Genomic DNA, 15,286 nt, shown 5'->3' with positions numbered 1-15,286 from the left:
AAGGCGTAGCATGGATTTCTTTCTGCAGCAGACGGTGAACGCGGTGTCGCTGGGCGGCACCTACGCGCTGCTGGCGCTGGGGCTCGCGGTGGTGTTCTCGATCATGGGGCTGATCAACTTCGCCCATGGGGAGCTGATGACTATAGCGGGCTATGTATTGATGTATTGCGGCCTTGCCGGGCTGCCCTTCGTGCTGTCCATCGGGCTCGCCATCGGCGCCGCGACGGTCGCCGCCGTCCTGATGGAGCGCATCGCCTTCCGGCCCGTGCGCAACGCCTCGGGCGCCACCATGCTGATCACGTCCTTTGCGGTGTCGATGGTGCTGCAGGTGCTGTTCCAGAACCTGATCTCGGTGCGCTCGCAGCCGGTGCTGCTGCCGCCGCTGCTGACCGACAGCGTGCGCATGTTCGGCTTCGTGATCGGGGTGAACAAGCTGCTCTCCATCGCCGCGACCGTGGTCATGCTGATCTTCCTCGACTGGTTCATGAAGCGCCAGAAGACCGGCATCGCGATGCGCGCCGCCGCCGAGGATTTCGCCGTCGCGCGGCTCATGGGCATCCGTGCCAACAGCGTCATCGCCGGGGCCTTTGCGCTGTCCGGCCTGCTCGCGGGGGTGGCGGCGGTGCTCTGGGTGTCGCAGCGCGCCTCGGTGGATCCGCTCATGGGCTTCACGCCGGTGCTCAAGGCCTTCATCGCGGCGATCCTCGGCGGGCTTGGCTCGCTGCGCGGCGCCGTGGCGGGGGGCTTCCTGCTTGGCTTCATCGAAATCTACCTGGCCGCGTACCTGCCGCCCGAATGGCAGGAGTTCCGCGATCCGATCGGGTTGGTGCTCGTGGTGATCGTGCTGCTCATCCGGCCCAACGGGCTGATCCCGGCCCCGGCACTGAAGGCACACAAGGTATGACGACCCCGCTGCTTGGACCGCGCGATCCCGCGCCGGTCGAGATCGTGAACCCCGAGGGCCGCACGCCGCTTCTGCTGGTCTGCGAACACGCGGGCCAGGCGGTGCCGCAGGCGCTTGGCCGGCTCGGCGTGTCGCAGGCGCAGCTCGACGAGCATATCGGCTGGGACATCGGCGCGGCCGAGGTCACCCGGCGCCTCGCCGCCATGCTCGACGCGCCCGCGGTGCTGCAGCGCTACAGCCGGCTCGTCATCGACTGCAACCGCCCGCCCGAGGCACCGGATTCCTGCCCGCCGGTCAGCGACGGCCACGTCATTCCCGGCAACGCCGCGCTTGACCCCGAGGATCGCGTCAAGCGCGTCGACGAGATCTTCCGCCCGTTCCAGGGCGCGGTCGCCACGGCGCTGGCACGGCCCGAGATCCAGGCGACCTTCTCGATCCACAGCTACACGCCCGTGATGGGCGGCATCCGCCGTGCCTGGGACGTGGGGTTCCTGTTCCGCTCGGACAGGCGCACCTCGGACCTGATGGCCCGCGCGCTGGGGCAGGCGGTGCCGGGGCTCACGATCGGTCTCAACCAGCCCTACCAGGTGGACGACGCCTCGGACTGGTTCGTGCCCAGACAGGCCGAGCCGCGCGGGCTGCCGCACAGCCTTATCGAGATCCGCAACGACCACATCCGCGACGCCGCCGGGCAGACGCTCTGGGCCGAGCGGCTCGCCGGGCTGATGCCCATGTTCCTCAAGGAGATCCCCGCATGACCCTCACCCGCGAGGTGCCGCTGGTGCCCGAGCAGTCCGCGCTGCTCTTCGTCGACGTGCAGAACTTCAGCGCCAACCGCAAGGGCGCAGAGTTCGCCGATCTGCCCGAGGCGGAGTTCGCGGAGAAGTACGGCTGGTTCTTCGACCAGCTCGAGACCCGGGTGATCCCCAACATGCAGGCGATCCAGTCCGCCTGCCGCAAGGCCGGGATCGAGGTCATGTACACCTGCATCGAGAGCCTGACGCTTGACGGGCGGGACCGGAGCCTCGACTACAAGATCACCGGCTTCAACGTCGCCAAGGGCTCTTGGGACGGCAAGGTCATCGACCAGATCGCCCCCGAGGGCGACGAGATCGTGCTGCCGAAGAGCTCGTCCTCGGTCTTCGTCTCGACCCATATCGACTACATCCTGCGCAATCTCGGGGTGAGGCAGCTGGTGATCAGCGGGCTCATCACCGACCAGTGCGTCGAAAGCGCCATCCGCGACGCCTGCGATCTGGGCTACCTCGTGACCGAGGTCACCGACGCCTGCCTGACCTACACGCAGGAGCGCCACGACCATTCGATCCGGACCATCAGGGGTTACTGCCGGCAGGTGACCACCGCCCAGCTTCTGGAGGAGCTTGGCGCGGCATGAGCGGAAACAGCCTCTACGCCCGCGACAGCGCCGTGAACTCGGGATTGCAGAAGCTGCGCTTCTTCCCGCAGGAGGTGGTGCGCGGGCAGGGCTGTCGGGTCTACGATCCCGAGGGGCGGGGCTATCTCGACCTCTCGGCCAGCTGGGGCGCCACCTCGCTGGGCTATGCGCATCCCGACTTCGTGGCGCGGGTGCACGAGGCGCTGCTGGGGCAGGCGGGGGCGTCGATGCTGTCGTCGGCGGTCTTGCCCGCGACGGCGCTAGCCGAGAAGCTGCTCGAGATCACCCCGGGCGGCGAGGACCGCCGTGTCTGGCTCGGCCATTCCGGCAGCGATGCCAACGAGGCGGTGGCCCGCGCGCTCCCGGTGGCCACCGGGCGACACCGGGTGCTGTCCTTCGCGGGCGCGTACCACGGCGGCACGCAGGGCTCGATGGCGGTCTCGGCGCACCCGGTGCAGTCCCACGCCGCCCGCGATTGCGGGCTCGTCGCGGTGCCCTATCCCGATCCCTACCGGCCCTTCGAGGGCGACCCCACCGGCGCCGCGCTGCTCGCGCATATCGAGGCGCTGCTGGAGGGTGATTGCCCGGGCGACGAGGTCTCGGCCTTCTTCATCGAGCCGATCCAGTCCGATGGCGGGCTGCTGATCCCGCCGCCGGGGTTCCTGAAACGGCTGGGCGAGATCTGCGCCCGTTACGGCATCCTGACCGTCTGCGACGAGGTGAAGGTGGGGCTCGGCCGCACCGGCAAACTGCACGCCTTCCAGTTCGAGGACTGGACGCCGGACATCACCGTCTTCGGCAAGGGGCTGGGCGGCGGTTTGCCGCTCTCGGCCGTGGTGGGCCCGTCGGCGCTGCTCGACTGCGCCACGGCGTTTGCCATGCAGACCACCCACGGCAACCCGATCTCGGCCAGCGCCGGGCTTGCGGTGCTCGACATCATCGAGCGCGACGGGCTGGCTGAGAACGCCGCCACCTCCGGCGCGAAGCTGCTGTCGGCCCTGAGGGAAAAGCTCGCGGGCAACCCGGCGGTGGGCGACATCCGGGGCCGGGGGCTCGTGCTGGGCATCGAGCTCGTGGGCGAGGACAAGGCACCGGCCCCCGCGCTCACCCGTGCAGCGGTCTACCGCGCGTGGGAGCTGGGCGTGGTGGCCTATTACGTCGGCGCGGGCTCGAACGTCATCGAGCTGACCCCGCCGCTGATCCTGACGGGGGCGCAGGCCGAGGCGGGCGCTGCCATCCTTGCCGAGGCCATCGCGGATGCCTGCGCGGGCCGCGTCGATGAGGCCCTGACCGCACCCTTCGCAGGCTGGTAGGCTACGCCCGCAACACGAAACCGCCCGCCGATCCGAAGACCGGCGGGCGCGGGCGCCGCCTGGAGGGAGCACGAACCGGGGCGCCCGGGAGAGACCGGTCGGCTCAGCCGAGGTGATGCACCTCCTGCTTGCCGTAGACCGGTGTCGGCAGGCCCTCCATCCGGGCCTTGAGCTGCAGCGCCAGGTAGGACGAGTAGTGCCGCGACTGGTGCAGGTTGCCGCCGTGGAACCACAGGTTCTCCTGCTGGGTCGGCTTCCACATGTTGCGCTGCTCGCCTTCCCAAGGGCCGGGGTCCTTGGTGGTGTCCGAGCCGAGACCCCAGACCTTGCCTACCTTGTCGGCCATCTCCTGCCCCATGAGATCGGCCACCCAGCCGTTCATCGAGTTGTAGCCGGTGGCGTAGACCACGAGATCCGCGTCGAGATGGGTGCCGTCGCTCAGGATCACGCCGGTTTCGTCCAGCGCCTCGACCTGACCGCGCTTCAGTTTGACCTCGCCGTCGATGATCAGCTGGCTCGCGCCCACGTCGATGTAATAGCCCGACCCGCGGCGCAGGTACTTCATGAACAGCCCCGAGCCGTCGTCGCCCCAGTCGAGCCAGAACCCGGCCTTCTCGAGCCCGTCGTAGAACGTCTTGTCGACCTCCTTCATCTGGTCATAGAGCGGGATCTGGAACTCGTGCATGATCTTGTAGGGCAGCGAGGCGAAGACGAGATCCGCCTTCTCGGTGGTCATGCCGCTCTGCACCGCCTTCTCGGAGTAGAGCGCGCCAAGGCCGATATCCATCAGCGTGTCGGACCGCACGATATGGGTGGAGGAGCGCTGCAGCATGGTGACGTCGGCGTCATGCTCCCAGAGCGCGGCGCAGATGTCGTGGGCCGAGTTGTTCGAGCCCACCACGACCACCTTCTTGCCGGCATAGGCATCGGGGCCGGGGTGCTGCGAGGAATGGTGCTGCTCGCCCTTGAACGTGTCCATCCCGGGGAAGTCGGGGATCCGGGGCTTGCCGGACATGCCCGTCGCCATCACGAGCTGCTTCGGCTTCAGCACCACCTCCTCGCCATCACGGTCGACGACGACGGTCCACTCCTTCTTCTCTTCGTCATAGGTCGCGGACTTGGCCGAGGTGCGGGTCCAGTAGTTCAGCTCCATCACCTTGGTGTAGAACTCGAGCCAGTCGCCGATCTTGTCCTTGGGCGCGAAGACCGGCCAATTGTCGGGGAACTTGATGTAGGGCAGGTGGTCGTACCACACCGGGTCATGCAGGCAGAGCGACTTGTAGCGCTTGCGCCAGCTGTCGCCGGGACGGTCGTTGCGCTCGACGATGATGGTGGGCACGCCGAGCTGGCGCAGCCGCGCCCCCAGCGCGATGCCGCCCTGACCGCCGCCGATGATCAGGCAGTAGGGCTGGGTCTTGTAGCCGAGCTCGGCCTCCTCGCGCTCGCGCGCCTCCTTCCAGCTCTCGCGGTTCTTGCCGGCGCCGTGCTTGGCGCCGAGCGGACGGGCAAAGCCCTTGGGCTCCTCGAAGCCCTTCAGCTCCTGCATTGTGGTGAGCAGGGTCCAGATCTTGCCGTCCTTGAGCCGCAGCAGGCCGTAGCCGCGTGCGAGGTCGGTCTCGAAGCTGATCCACGTGGTGGTGACGCCGTCGGCCTCCGAGGGGATCTCGCCCTCGGCGATCTGCCAGTTGCGGGGCTTGGTGGTGGCAAGCTGGTGGGTCAGCATGTCGCGGACCTGGTCACGGCCCTCGACCGTCTTCAGGTTCCAGGTGAAGGCGACGAGATCGCGCCAGTAGCAGACTTCGAGAAACATCTCGGCGGCGGCGTCGATATCGCCTTGCGCGAGCGCCTCTTCGAAGCTGTCGAGAAAGGCCTGCGTCTGGTCGGCAAGTGTCGAGTCTAGCATTGGGGTCTCCTCCCTTGGTCTTTGCGTCTTGGAATTCCTCCACCGATGAGGCTGGCAGAGACCGGGGCGTCCCGGCCATGGTTTTCCGGCGGCGCGTCATGAAAAAGCGACCCCCGGGCCGCCCGTCGTTGCGTGCGCAACAGCGGCGCAACAGGCGGGCAACGGGTGTGGTGGCGGCGGACCGGGATGGGTGAGTTGGGGGGCAGTTTGGGTTCGCTTGCCCGAAACGGTCAGAGCGACGGGATCAGCCAGGCGAGCGCAATCCCTCGATGTCCGTTAGGCGGTGTCATTCCGGCGGCGTCAGCCCCGCCTTGCGCACCCGCCGTAGCACCGTCGAGCGGTTGACGCCCAGCCGACGTGCCACCTGCGACATGTTCCAGCCGCAGGCGATGAGCGTGGCTTCGAGATCGGCCTCGGGCGGCGGTGCGGGCAGCGCCGCGGCCGGGGCGCGGGGCAGGTCGGGGAGGTCGATCACAGGGCCCTCGGCCAGCGTCACCGCGACGTCGAGCGCACGCTCCAGCTCGCGGATGTTGCCCGGCCAGCTGCGGGCCTTGAGCTCGGCCTTGGCGGCGGTCGAAAGCTGCGGCCCGTCCGCCGAGCGCCGGCGCAGCAGCCGGTCGAGCAGCCAGTCGAAATCCGCACGGTGGCGCAGCGGCGGCAGGCTCAGCGTGGCACCTGCGAGGCGGTAGTAGAGATCCTCGCGCAGCGCCGCCGTCAGCGTGCCCGGATCGCCCCGGGTCGAGGCGATCACCCTCAGGTCGCTGCGCCGGTCGAGCAGCGCGAGCAGCGCGTCCTGCGCCTGTGGCGCAAGGTCCTCGGCGCCGTTCAGGAACAGCGTGCCGGGGGCGAGCTCGGCAAGGCTGCCGGCCTCGGGCAGCGCGGTGCAGCGCAGCGCGTGGAAGGCGCGCCCCTGTGGCCCGCAGAGGTGGATCGCGCGCGCCAGCCGGTGCTTGCCGGTGCCGGTCTCGCCCGCGATGAGCAGCGGCAATTGCGTGACCGCAAGCCGACCGGCCTGCGTCAGCAGCCGCTGCAGCGCCGGGTCGGGGCCCGCGAAGCTGCCGAGCGCGCCGGGCAGTTCTCCGGTCTGGCGGCGCGGGGCACGCGCGGATTGCGGCGCGATGGCGTGGCCGAAGAGCCCGCGCCCGTCCTTGAGCCGCAGCACGCGCTCTTCGGTGGGGCGGCCGCGCATCAGGTCGGGCAGGTCGTCGACGGTCAGCTCCATGAGCTCGTCGATGCGGCGACCGATCAGGCTGGCGCTGCCGTCCGTGTCGAGCGCCCTTCGCGCGCCGGTGGTCATGCCGACGATGCGGCCGGAGCCATCGAGCGCCAGCGCGGCCTCGGGGTCGACCTCGAGGAACTCGGGGCTGGTCGAGACCCGCAGCACCCAGTCGCGCCGCGTCATCGCCATGAGGTTCGCCATCTCCACCCGCCGCACCGAAGCGGTCACGAGGCTCATGGCGAGGTTCTGCGAGGTCTTGGGCGAGGGCGCCCGCAGCAGCGAGATGTCGAGCACCGCCGAGAGCTCGCCCTTCGTGTCGTAGATTGGCGCGGCGGTGCAAGAGAGCGGCATGTGCGCGAGGCCGAAATGGTCGTCCTGATGGATGGTGATGGCGTCGCCGGTGACGATGCAGGAGCCGACGCCGCAGGTCCCGGCCAGGTCCTCGGACCAGTGCGAGCCGAGGTAGAGCCCGGCCATGCGCAGGTCGTCCTCGAACCGGCGGTCGCCGAAGAAATCGACGCAGACGCCCTGCGCGTTGGTCAGCAGCAGCACGTAGTTCTGGCCCGCCACCTGCCGGAACAGCGACTGCAGCCCCGAGCGCGCGGTGGCGATCAGCCGTTCGGACTGCTCGCGGTGTTCGCGGAACTCGGCGTCGGTGACGATATGGGCGGGGTCGGGGCGCGTCGGGTCGAGCCCGTAGGATTCCACGCAGCGCCGCCAGCTGGCGGATACCAGCCAGTCGCGTCCGGTGTCCTGTCCGCGCAGAACCCGGTCGATCTCGGTCACATGATCCCTGTCTAGCAAAGCCGTCCTCCTTCGGCGCTGCGGGGACGGTCTAGCACGGGCGCGGGACCGCGCACAGTTAGACGAAGATCGGGGGCGGGGCCTCTCAGTTCAGGTGGTCGGAGTCGACGTAAGGGGCGGGCGCGACGTCGTCGGTCGCCAGATCGACCTGCCAGGCGTAGCGGGGCTGGTAGCGCACCGTCACCTTGTAATCCTGCCCGAGAATGTCGCGGGCCACGAGCCGGAATGGCGTCACGGTCAGCTTCGCCGGCAGCTGCTCGGCCGCCGACGCGACCCTGAGCGCCGCGTCCACCGGCAGGTCGACGATGGCCCAGACCTCGGCGGTCCGCTCGCGGGCGCGCACGTCGATGCGCACGATCTCGACGGGCACGTCCTGCGCCCATTCGCGGATGCGGTTGGCGAGCGCCGATTCCGCGCGGGTCTCGGCGTAGCGGTAGTAGGTCGTGGTCGAGAGCTGCGCGAAGATCGCCACGAGGAAGAGCACCGCCACCGCGAGCCCCATCGAGAACCGCATCCGCCGCTTTTCGGACCGCAACAGCAGCCGGCCCGCGCCGGTGGCGATATAGACCGCGCAGGCCGAGAGGATGATCGCCCCGAAGTTGGTGGCGAAGAGCAGCATCGCCTCGTAGGCGCCATCGAACTCCTGGAAATAGAGCAGGATGCCCACGGTCGCGAGGGGCGGCACCAGCGCCACGCCGATGGCGGCGCCGGGCAGCAGCGAGAGCTCGGATTTCTGGACCTGCACGTAGGCCCCGGCGAGCCCCGCAGCGAGCGCGATGACCAGGTCCTCGGCGCCGGGGTCGGTGCGGCTCAGCACCTCGTTCGGCAGCAGCACGCCGCGCGGGAAGTCGGTCATGAAGACGATGAGCCAGGCGACGCCGATGCTGGCGAGCGCGGCGATCCAGACGACCACCAGAAGCGCCACGGCGCGCGAGATGTCCCCGGTGACGATGGCGGCGGCGGTGCCGAGGATCGGGGTCATCAGCGGCGCCACCAGCATGGCGGCGATGATCACCGCACCCGAGTCGCGGATGAGCCCCATGGTGGCGATGACCACGGCGAGTCCGAGCAGCATGGCGAAGCGGCGCCAGTAGATCATCCGGTCGGAGCCCTCGAAGCGGATGATGCCCTTGGTGGTGCTGAAATTGCGAACGGTCATTGTCGTTACTCGCTGGGGCGCGCGGCGCCCGGGTTGGGCGACTGTCAGAGTAACGGTGTGACTATCGGTGCGCGGCGGACCTGCCCGGTCAGCCTCTCCCCCAAGTGCCGAACTTCAGTCACTTAGAAGGGTACTGCCACCGGGCGCGCCGGGCAAGATGGCACGTTGTGCGCGAGGACCGAGGAAAGGGCCGGCCGCGGGCCTGCCCCGTGGCCGTCACTCGGCGCTTTCGACGATGCGCTTGAGCTGCCAGATCGACATCGAATAGACCTTCTCGACGTTCAGCTCCGGGTGGCTGTCATAGGGGAACATGACCCAGAGCGGCCCGCTTTCGGTGACCTCGAAGGGCGCGTCGTCGATGCGGGTGGCGATGATCGGGTAGTCGGCGGTCAGGTACTCGGCGTCCGCGTCGAGGTCGATCTTCATTTCGTAGCCGTCGTCGGCCACCAATGCGATGACCCCGTGCTCAAGCCCGGCCGAGGCGAGCACCTCGCGCAGCACCGGGCCGGAGAACTTCTTCTCTTCCCATGTCCACTGCGTTTCGGTGCTGAAATCGCGCGAGGTCATCGCCTCGAGGGTGTCACGGTCGAACTCGGTCACCGTGCCGTCGGCGGTTTCGATGGCGAGCAAGGTGTCTTCCGCCAGGACCGGCCCGGCGCAGACCGTCGCGAGCAGCAGCGGCGCGGCGAGTCGGGCAAGGCCTGACAGCCGGGACCGGGGTTGAGGGGCATGGCGCATCGAACTCTCCTTTCCGGGTCTCTTGGTGTCCCAGCGGCGGGCGGGCCGGGCTTGGCCGCGCTTCGCGTATTGGGTGAGACAGTACTCATCATTTCGCCTCTTAACCTTGATCGGAATCAAGCGATTGGGGAAGCCCGGAAAACATGCGGCTGGCGCCATGGTGCTGCCAGGAAAGCGCCTTCGGGGTTCCCCGAGATGCGCGGTAACCGCATGGGATGTCGTGACTTTCCCGCGGTCGAAGAGGTGGCGCGGCCCCCTCAGGTGGTGAGCGTGGCGCTCCAGCGCGCGGCGGTGCGGGCGGCCTCGGCGATGTGGTCGGCCTGCGTGGCGCTGGTGCGGGAGCGGCGCGGCTTCAGGTCATGGTCGCCGTCCTCGAACCAGCAGAGCTGGATCGTCGGCGACAGCGCATAGCCTGCGACCTCGTCCTGCGTGCCGAACGGGTCGCGGGTGCCCTGACAGATCAGCGCGGGCGTCGCGAGCATCTCGAGATGGTCTGTGCGCAGCCGCTCTGGCTTGCCGGTCGGGTGGAACGGGTAGCCGAGGCAGAGGAGCCCCGCGATGCGGCCCGCAGCAAAGGCCTCGTCGGCGACAAGGCTCGCGACCCGGCCGCCCATCGACTTGCCGCCGATGATCAGCGGGCCCTCGGTGGCGAGCGCGTCGATGGCCTTGAAATATTCTGCGCGCAGGCTCTCGATGCGGGGCGGGGGCCGCTTGCTGCCGCCGCTGCGCCGTCCGGCCATGTAGGCAAACTCGAACCGCGCCACCCGCAGGCCGGCCTCGGCGAGCGCTGCGGCGGCAAGCTCCATGAAACCGCTGTCCATCGCCGCCCCGGCGCCATGCGCGAGCAGCACGGTGCTGCGCCCGGGCGCGTCGCCGTCGATCAGGAACTCCGTCACGTCGTCACCTTCACTCATATGGTCCGGCTGCCAGCATTGCCCGATGCCGGGGCAGGGACAAGCCGTGCGGGTTTGGTCCCCGTGGTCAGAACCGGCGCGGCACCGGGCGGCCGGTCAGCCTCTCCCAATACTCGTCGGCGCGCTTCTCGAAGCTCGCGGCCTGTCGCGCATCGCTCTGGTAGAATTGCCCGGGCGCGACGCCCGTGGCGTAGCTCTGCTCGACCCAGCCGCGCGGATCGTCGTGCGGAAAGCGGTAGCCCACGTGCCCGAGCTTGGCGGCGCCGGCGTAATGCGCGTCGCGCAGGTGCAGCGGCACCGCGAGATCCTCGGCGTTGCGGACGTGCGCAAGCGCCGCGCCGATGCCGCGGCAGGCCGAGCCCGATTTCGGCGCCCGCGCCACGTGCAGCGCCGCGTGGGCAAGGATGATCTGTGCCTCTGGATAGCCGATCATCTCGACCGCCTGCGCCGCCGCGACCGCCGTCTGCAGCGCGGTGTTGTCGGCGAGGCCCACGTCCTCGGAGGCGTGGATCATGATGCGCCGGGCGATGTAGCGCGGGTCCTCGCCCGCGTGGATCAGCACCGCCAGCCAGTGCAGCGTCGCGTCCGGGTCCGAGCCGCGCATGGATTTCACGAAGGCCGAAGTCACGTCGTAGTGCCGGTCGCCGGAGCGGTCGAAGCTCACCGGTGCCGCGGCGTAGACCTCTTCGATCATCGCATCGGTGATCCGCACCCTGGCCTCGCCATGGCCGACCGCGAGGCTTTCCAGCGCGGTCAGCGCCTTGCGCGCGTCGCCGCCGGAGCGCCCGGCGATCAGCCTCAGGTGCTCGGGCGCGATCTCGACCTCGATGCCGTCCGAGGCGAGGCGGGCCATGCCCCGGCGCAGCACCTCCTCCATGTCCTCGATGGCCAGCGGCTCGAGCTTCAGCACCTGCGAGCGCGAGATCAGCGCCTTGGGGATGGCGTGGTAGGGATTTTCGGTGGTGGCGCCGATGAAATCGGCGGTGCCTTCCTCGCAGATCGTCAGCAGGTCATCAGCCTGCGTGGACGACAGGCGGTGCACCTCGTCGACGAACATCAGCACGGGGCGGATCCGGGCCTCGTCGGCAATCTTGCGGATGTCCGAGACCCGCACGCCCGCGGCATGCAGCACGCGGAATTCCTTGCCGAGCATCTGCCCGACGGCGCGCGCGATCGAGGTCTTGCCGATGCCGGGCGGACCGTAGAGCAGCAGGCTGCCGAGCGCGTCCGCCGCGATCCGCCGCCGCAACAGCGAGCCCGGCGCCACCAGCGCCTTCTGCCCGATCACGTCGTCGAGCGTCTCGGGGCGCAGCAGGTCGGCCAGCGGGCGCCGGCGGCGGGAGGGGGAGGCGTCGAAGAGATCCATGATGCGTGGGTCCGGGGCCGGGAACGTCCATGGCGGCTTAGCGCGGACGGGCGCCGTGGTACAGTGCGCGGGACTTTCAATGACCGTCGGTGGTCTGGAAACTGGATCAAGGGGAGGGACCCGGCCGGGTGCGCCTCGGGGCCATATCGCCCGTCGGATCTGCACCTCGGTGGTCTGCTCAAACTCTTGCAGGAAGAGTTTGTGGCGGAGAGACAGGGATTCGAACCCTGGGACCCCGTGAAGGGTCAACGGTTTTCGAGACCGCCCCGTTCGACCACTCCGGCACCTCTCCGCGGGGGTCGTGGGGGGCCGTTTAGCGAGATGCGTGAGCGGGTGCAACAGGGAAATTTCACGAATTGCGCCACAAGCCGCCGGTCGTGCCTTCACCCGGGGCAGACGCTTGGAAATCCCCTTGAGCACGCTTAATCTGGGGGACGCTCGCGAACCGGAGAATCCCCCGCCATGGTCCTGCGCATTGCCGCATGTATCCTCAGTGTCACGCTGTCCCTTCCCGCCGCCGCGGATCCCGCCGATCCCACGGAGGCGCTGCTGGATTCGCTCGGGTTGCCGGCGATCGTGCAGATCATGCGCGAGGAGGGGCTCGACTACGGGCGCGAGATGGCCGTCGACCTGATCCCCGGCGGGGCGACCCCGCGCTGGCAGGAGGCGGTCTCGACGATCTACGACACCGACGCCATGGAAGAGACCGTGCGCGCGACTTTCGCCGAGAGCTTTGGCGACACCGACGCCACGCCGCTGCTGGCCTTCTTCGGAGGCGAGACCGGCGAGCGCATCGTCGACGTCGAGCTGTCGGCGCGGCGTGCCCTGATCGACGACGACGTGGAATATGCCGCGCGCGAGGCCTTCCGCGGGCTCGACGGCTCGTCCGACGGGCGGCTGGGGCTGATCACCGAGTTCGTGCAGGCCAACGACCTTCTCGACGCCAACGTGGTGGGCGCGATGAACGCCAGCTACCGCTTCTATCTCGGGCTGGTGGACGGCGGCGCGCTCGAGATGTCCGAGCGTGACATCGCCGACGAGGTCTGGTCGCAGGAGCCCGAGACCCGCGCCGACACCCGCGAATGGCTCTACGGCTACCTGCTGATGTCCTACGGCCCGATTGCCGACAAGGACCTCGAGGATTATGTGGCGCTGTCGTCGACCGACGAGGGCAAGGCGATGAACCGAGCGCTCTTCGACGGGTTCAATGCGATGTACGACGAGATCTCGTACGCACTCGGCCTCGCGGCGGCGCAGCAGATGATGGCGCAGGACCTCTAGGCCGGTCTTCACAGGGACACAGCAAGCGCGCGGCCGGGGCGAATGGCCTGCGCGCACCGAAAGCTCGGGTTGACAATTGAGGGGTATCCTCCGATAAGCCCGGCTCGGACCGGGGCTATTGCGGCCCCGATTTCGATTCTTATATCCATGACAGCCCCCAGAGGGCGCGCTGTCCGAGGCGGGGTTCAGGCCCCGGCAAGCCCCGAAAGGGCGCCACAGGACGCGGGAAACGAAGGAAGATGCAGATGTTCGCGGTGATGAAAACCGGCGGCAAGCAATACAAGGTCCAGGCGGGCGACATGCTCCGCGTGGAAAAGCTGGCCGCAGACGCGGGTGAAACCGTGCAGTTCAACGATATCCTCATGCTGGGTGGCGACGACGTCACGCTCGGCGCGCCGCTCGTTGCGGGTGCTGCCGTGCAGGCCGAGGTCATCGACCAGGTCAAGGGTGACAAGGTCATCCACTTCGTCAAGCGCCGCCGCAAGCACAGCTCGCAGCGCACCAAGGGCCACCGCCAGAAGCTGACGCTTGTGCGCGTGACCGAGATCCTCGCCTCGGGCGCAGACGCAACCGGCGTCAAGGCTGCCGTGGGCGCAGGCTCCGTGGCCGGTGCCGCCGCTGCCCCCGCAGCTGCAGGTGACGACCTGACCCAGATCACCGGTGTCGGCCCCGCCGCCGCCAAGAAGCTCAACGAGGCTGGCGTCACGACCTTCGCCGAGCTCGCCGCTGTCGACCCCGAGACCTTCGAGGCCGTCAAGGTGAAGCCCGAGTGGGTCGAGCAGGCCAAGAGCCTCGCATAAGCGTTAAGGAGACCAACCCATGGCACATAAAAAAGCAGGCGGTTCGTCCCGTAACGGCCGCGACTCCGCAGGCCGCCGTCTTGGCGTGAAGCTCTACGGTGGCCAGGCGGCCATCCCGGGCAACATCATCATCCGTCAGCGCGGCACCAAGTTCTGGCCGGGCGAGGGCGTTGGAATGGGCAAGGACCACACCATCTTCGCAACAGAAGAGGGGTCCGTGACCTTCCACAAAGGCCTCAAGGGCCGAACCTTCGTATCCGTTCTGCCGGTGGCGGAGGCTGCCGAGTAAGCCGATCTCGCAGGATGCGACATTCAGGGGGATCGGCAAGATGCCGGTCCCCTTTTGGCGTTTTCAGGAGGGGGAGGCGCCGATCCCTGTAAGACCGTGCATAAGAGGAGCGTGCACATGAGTCTGGACCAGTTGAAGATGCCCGAGCGGCCTGCACCCGTTGTTCTGCAGCCCGCCATCGAGGCCGAACGTTTCAAGCTGCGGCCGCTGCGCCGTTCCGATACCGGGTTGCTCGAGCATTACACCGGCGACCTGCGCCTTGCGCGGATGACCACGTCGATTCCCCACCCGCTGCCGCCCGGCGCCACCGAGGCGTTCATCGCCCGTGCCACCGCCTCCGAGCGCAAGGAAGACATCTGGGCGCTCGATGCCTCCGAACATGGCGGTGCCGAGGTGCTGGGCGTGATCTCGCTGGAGCGGCTCGACCGCAACCAGAGCGAGGTCGGCTACTGGATCGCGCCACCGTTCTGGAACACCGGCCACGCCTCCGAGGCCGTGCAGGCGCTGGTCAGCGCCAACCCGTTCGGCAACGACACGATCTTCGCGAGCGTGTTCCAGGACAACCCGGCCTCGGGCCGTGTGCTGACGAACTGCGGCTTCGAATACATTGGCGATGCCGAGGCCTTCTCGGTCGCGCGCAATGCCAAGGTCCCGACCTGGACCTATCTCCGCCGCATGAAGTGATCCTCGCACGGGTGGTGCCCTTTGGGTGCTGCCCGTCGGTCCGATGGCCTCATCAAGACAAGCTGAGCCGCCGAGCTGCCGGGCCCGAGTGACCCAATCTCTGTGCGATTCCCGTCAGGCACTGCGCCGGTCCTTTGTCGCAGCTTGCGAAGACTTGCTGCGCTGCGCCTGCTGAAGTGACTCGGTTCAAGGAGCGGTCATTGCCGCTGCCAATTGGTCCGCAATCGATGATCGCGCTGAGCTGCGGCACCGGGCTGCCTGACGATCTTAATCCGCTGTGCGAGCCGACGCTCGGGCACAGTCCGTTGACAGTCGGTCCCTGAAATCGACAAGGCCCGGCAACACGCCACCTTTCCGCGGTGCGGGTCCGCCCGAGCGGAGTGTGTAAATCCTGCGGATTTTGCCGGGGTCGGGGGCGGTCGGGCAGGGGCCCGGAATTAACCCTGAAAAAAAACAAGACGCCCGGAACCGGACGTCTTGTGGTACGTTCTGTCACAGATGGACGAACAAGAGTCC

General features: G+C 68.4%; 14 protein-coding genes and 1 tRNA gene. 8 read left to right on the top strand and 7 right to left on the bottom strand.

All coding sequences use genetic code 11. From position 1 onward, the window contains the following. The first annotated feature begins 10 nt into the window (after positions 1-10). From BLQ77_RS15315 to BLQ77_RS15300, 4 genes are read left to right on the top strand one after another with little or no spacing between them, the layout of a single operon-like run. Positions 11-904, top strand: coding sequence for a branched-chain amino acid ABC transporter permease (locus BLQ77_RS15315; RefSeq protein WP_008883874.1), 894 nt, complete (start codon positions 11-13; stop codon positions 902-904). Continuing rightward, positions 901-1,662, top strand: coding sequence for an N-formylglutamate amidohydrolase (locus BLQ77_RS15310; protein WP_089960737.1), 762 nt, complete (start codon positions 901-903; stop codon positions 1,660-1,662). Before BLQ77_RS15315 ends, BLQ77_RS15310 begins: the two co-directional genes overlap by 4 nt. After that, positions 1,659-2,300 carry a cysteine hydrolase family protein gene (locus tag BLQ77_RS15305; RefSeq protein WP_089960735.1) on the top strand — a complete coding sequence of 214 codons (642 nt, stop codon included), beginning with the start codon at positions 1,659-1,661 and terminating at the stop codon, positions 2,298-2,300. Before BLQ77_RS15310 ends, BLQ77_RS15305 begins: the two co-directional genes overlap by 4 nt. After that, positions 2,297-3,613 (top strand): aspartate aminotransferase family protein, encoded by a 1,317-nt coding sequence (locus tag BLQ77_RS15300; protein WP_089960733.1) that lies wholly within the window; start codon positions 2,297-2,299, stop codon positions 3,611-3,613. The genes BLQ77_RS15305 and BLQ77_RS15300 overlap by 4 nt, the downstream gene beginning before the upstream one ends. A 103-nt stretch (positions 3,614-3,716) precedes the next feature. Here the strand turns inward: BLQ77_RS15300 and BLQ77_RS15295 are convergent, their stop codons facing one another. The 7 genes from BLQ77_RS15295 to BLQ77_RS15265 form a co-directional block, all read right to left on the bottom strand. Continuing rightward, positions 3,717-5,516, bottom strand: coding sequence for an NAD(P)/FAD-dependent oxidoreductase (locus BLQ77_RS15295; protein WP_089960732.1), 1,800 nt, complete (start codon positions 5,514-5,516; stop codon positions 3,717-3,719). 286 nt (positions 5,517-5,802) lie between these two features. Further along, complete coding sequence (locus BLQ77_RS15290) at positions 5,803-7,539, bottom strand: sigma-54-dependent Fis family transcriptional regulator (RefSeq protein ID WP_165617123.1); 1,737 nt, start codon at positions 7,537-7,539, stop codon at positions 5,803-5,805. A gap of 85 nt (positions 7,540-7,624) precedes the next feature. Next, positions 7,625-8,698 (bottom strand): DUF389 domain-containing protein, encoded by a 1,074-nt coding sequence (locus tag BLQ77_RS15285; protein ID WP_089960724.1) that lies wholly within the window; start codon positions 8,696-8,698, stop codon positions 7,625-7,627. Positions 8,699-8,914: 216 nt separating this feature from the next. Further along, positions 8,915-9,436, bottom strand: coding sequence for a putative pterin-binding protein (locus BLQ77_RS15280; RefSeq protein ID WP_089960723.1), 522 nt, complete (start codon positions 9,434-9,436; stop codon positions 8,915-8,917). A 257-nt stretch (positions 9,437-9,693) separates the two neighbouring features. Beyond that, on the bottom strand, positions 9,694-10,350 hold the full coding sequence (locus tag BLQ77_RS15275; RefSeq protein ID WP_089960720.1) for an alpha/beta family hydrolase: 657 nt from the start codon (positions 10,348-10,350) through the stop codon (positions 9,694-9,696). A 67-nt stretch (positions 10,351-10,417) separates the two neighbouring features. Next, a complete protein-coding gene (locus BLQ77_RS15270) occupies positions 10,418-11,716 on the bottom strand; it encodes a replication-associated recombination protein A (RefSeq protein WP_008884241.1) in 1,299 nt (432 codons plus the stop codon). Between the two features lie 202 nt (positions 11,717-11,918). Then, positions 11,919-12,008 (bottom strand) — tRNA-Ser (locus BLQ77_RS15265). A gap of 170 nt (positions 12,009-12,178) precedes the next feature. Between BLQ77_RS15265 and BLQ77_RS15260 the strand changes: the two genes are divergently transcribed. The 4 genes from BLQ77_RS15260 to BLQ77_RS15245 all read left to right on the top strand — a co-directional run bounded on the left by BLQ77_RS15260 (position 12,179) and on the right by BLQ77_RS15245 (position 14,770). After that, on the top strand, positions 12,179-12,997 hold the full coding sequence (locus BLQ77_RS15260) for a DUF2059 domain-containing protein (RefSeq protein ID WP_089960717.1): 819 nt from the start codon (positions 12,179-12,181) through the stop codon (positions 12,995-12,997). 245 nt (positions 12,998-13,242) lie between these two features. Next, positions 13,243-13,797 (top strand): 50S ribosomal protein L21, encoded by a 555-nt coding sequence (locus BLQ77_RS15255; RefSeq protein ID WP_008883912.1) that lies wholly within the window; start codon positions 13,243-13,245, stop codon positions 13,795-13,797. Between the two features lie 19 nt (positions 13,798-13,816). Continuing rightward, entirely contained in the window at positions 13,817-14,086 is a 270-nt protein-coding gene (rpmA, locus tag BLQ77_RS15250) for a 50S ribosomal protein L27 (protein WP_008884736.1), read from the top strand. Positions 14,087-14,203: 117 nt separating this feature from the next. Next, positions 14,204-14,770, top strand: coding sequence for a GNAT family N-acetyltransferase (locus tag BLQ77_RS15245; protein WP_008885104.1), 567 nt, complete (start codon positions 14,204-14,206; stop codon positions 14,768-14,770). Positions 14,771-15,286 lie beyond the last annotated feature (516 nt).

Source organism: Salipiger thiooxidans, assembly GCF_900102075.1.
In the GTDB taxonomy this organism is placed as follows: Bacteria; Pseudomonadota; Alphaproteobacteria; order Rhodobacterales; family Rhodobacteraceae; genus Salipiger; species Salipiger thiooxidans.
Note: the sequence above shows the minus strand (reverse complement) of the source record. Positions and strands in the feature narration are given on the sequence as shown.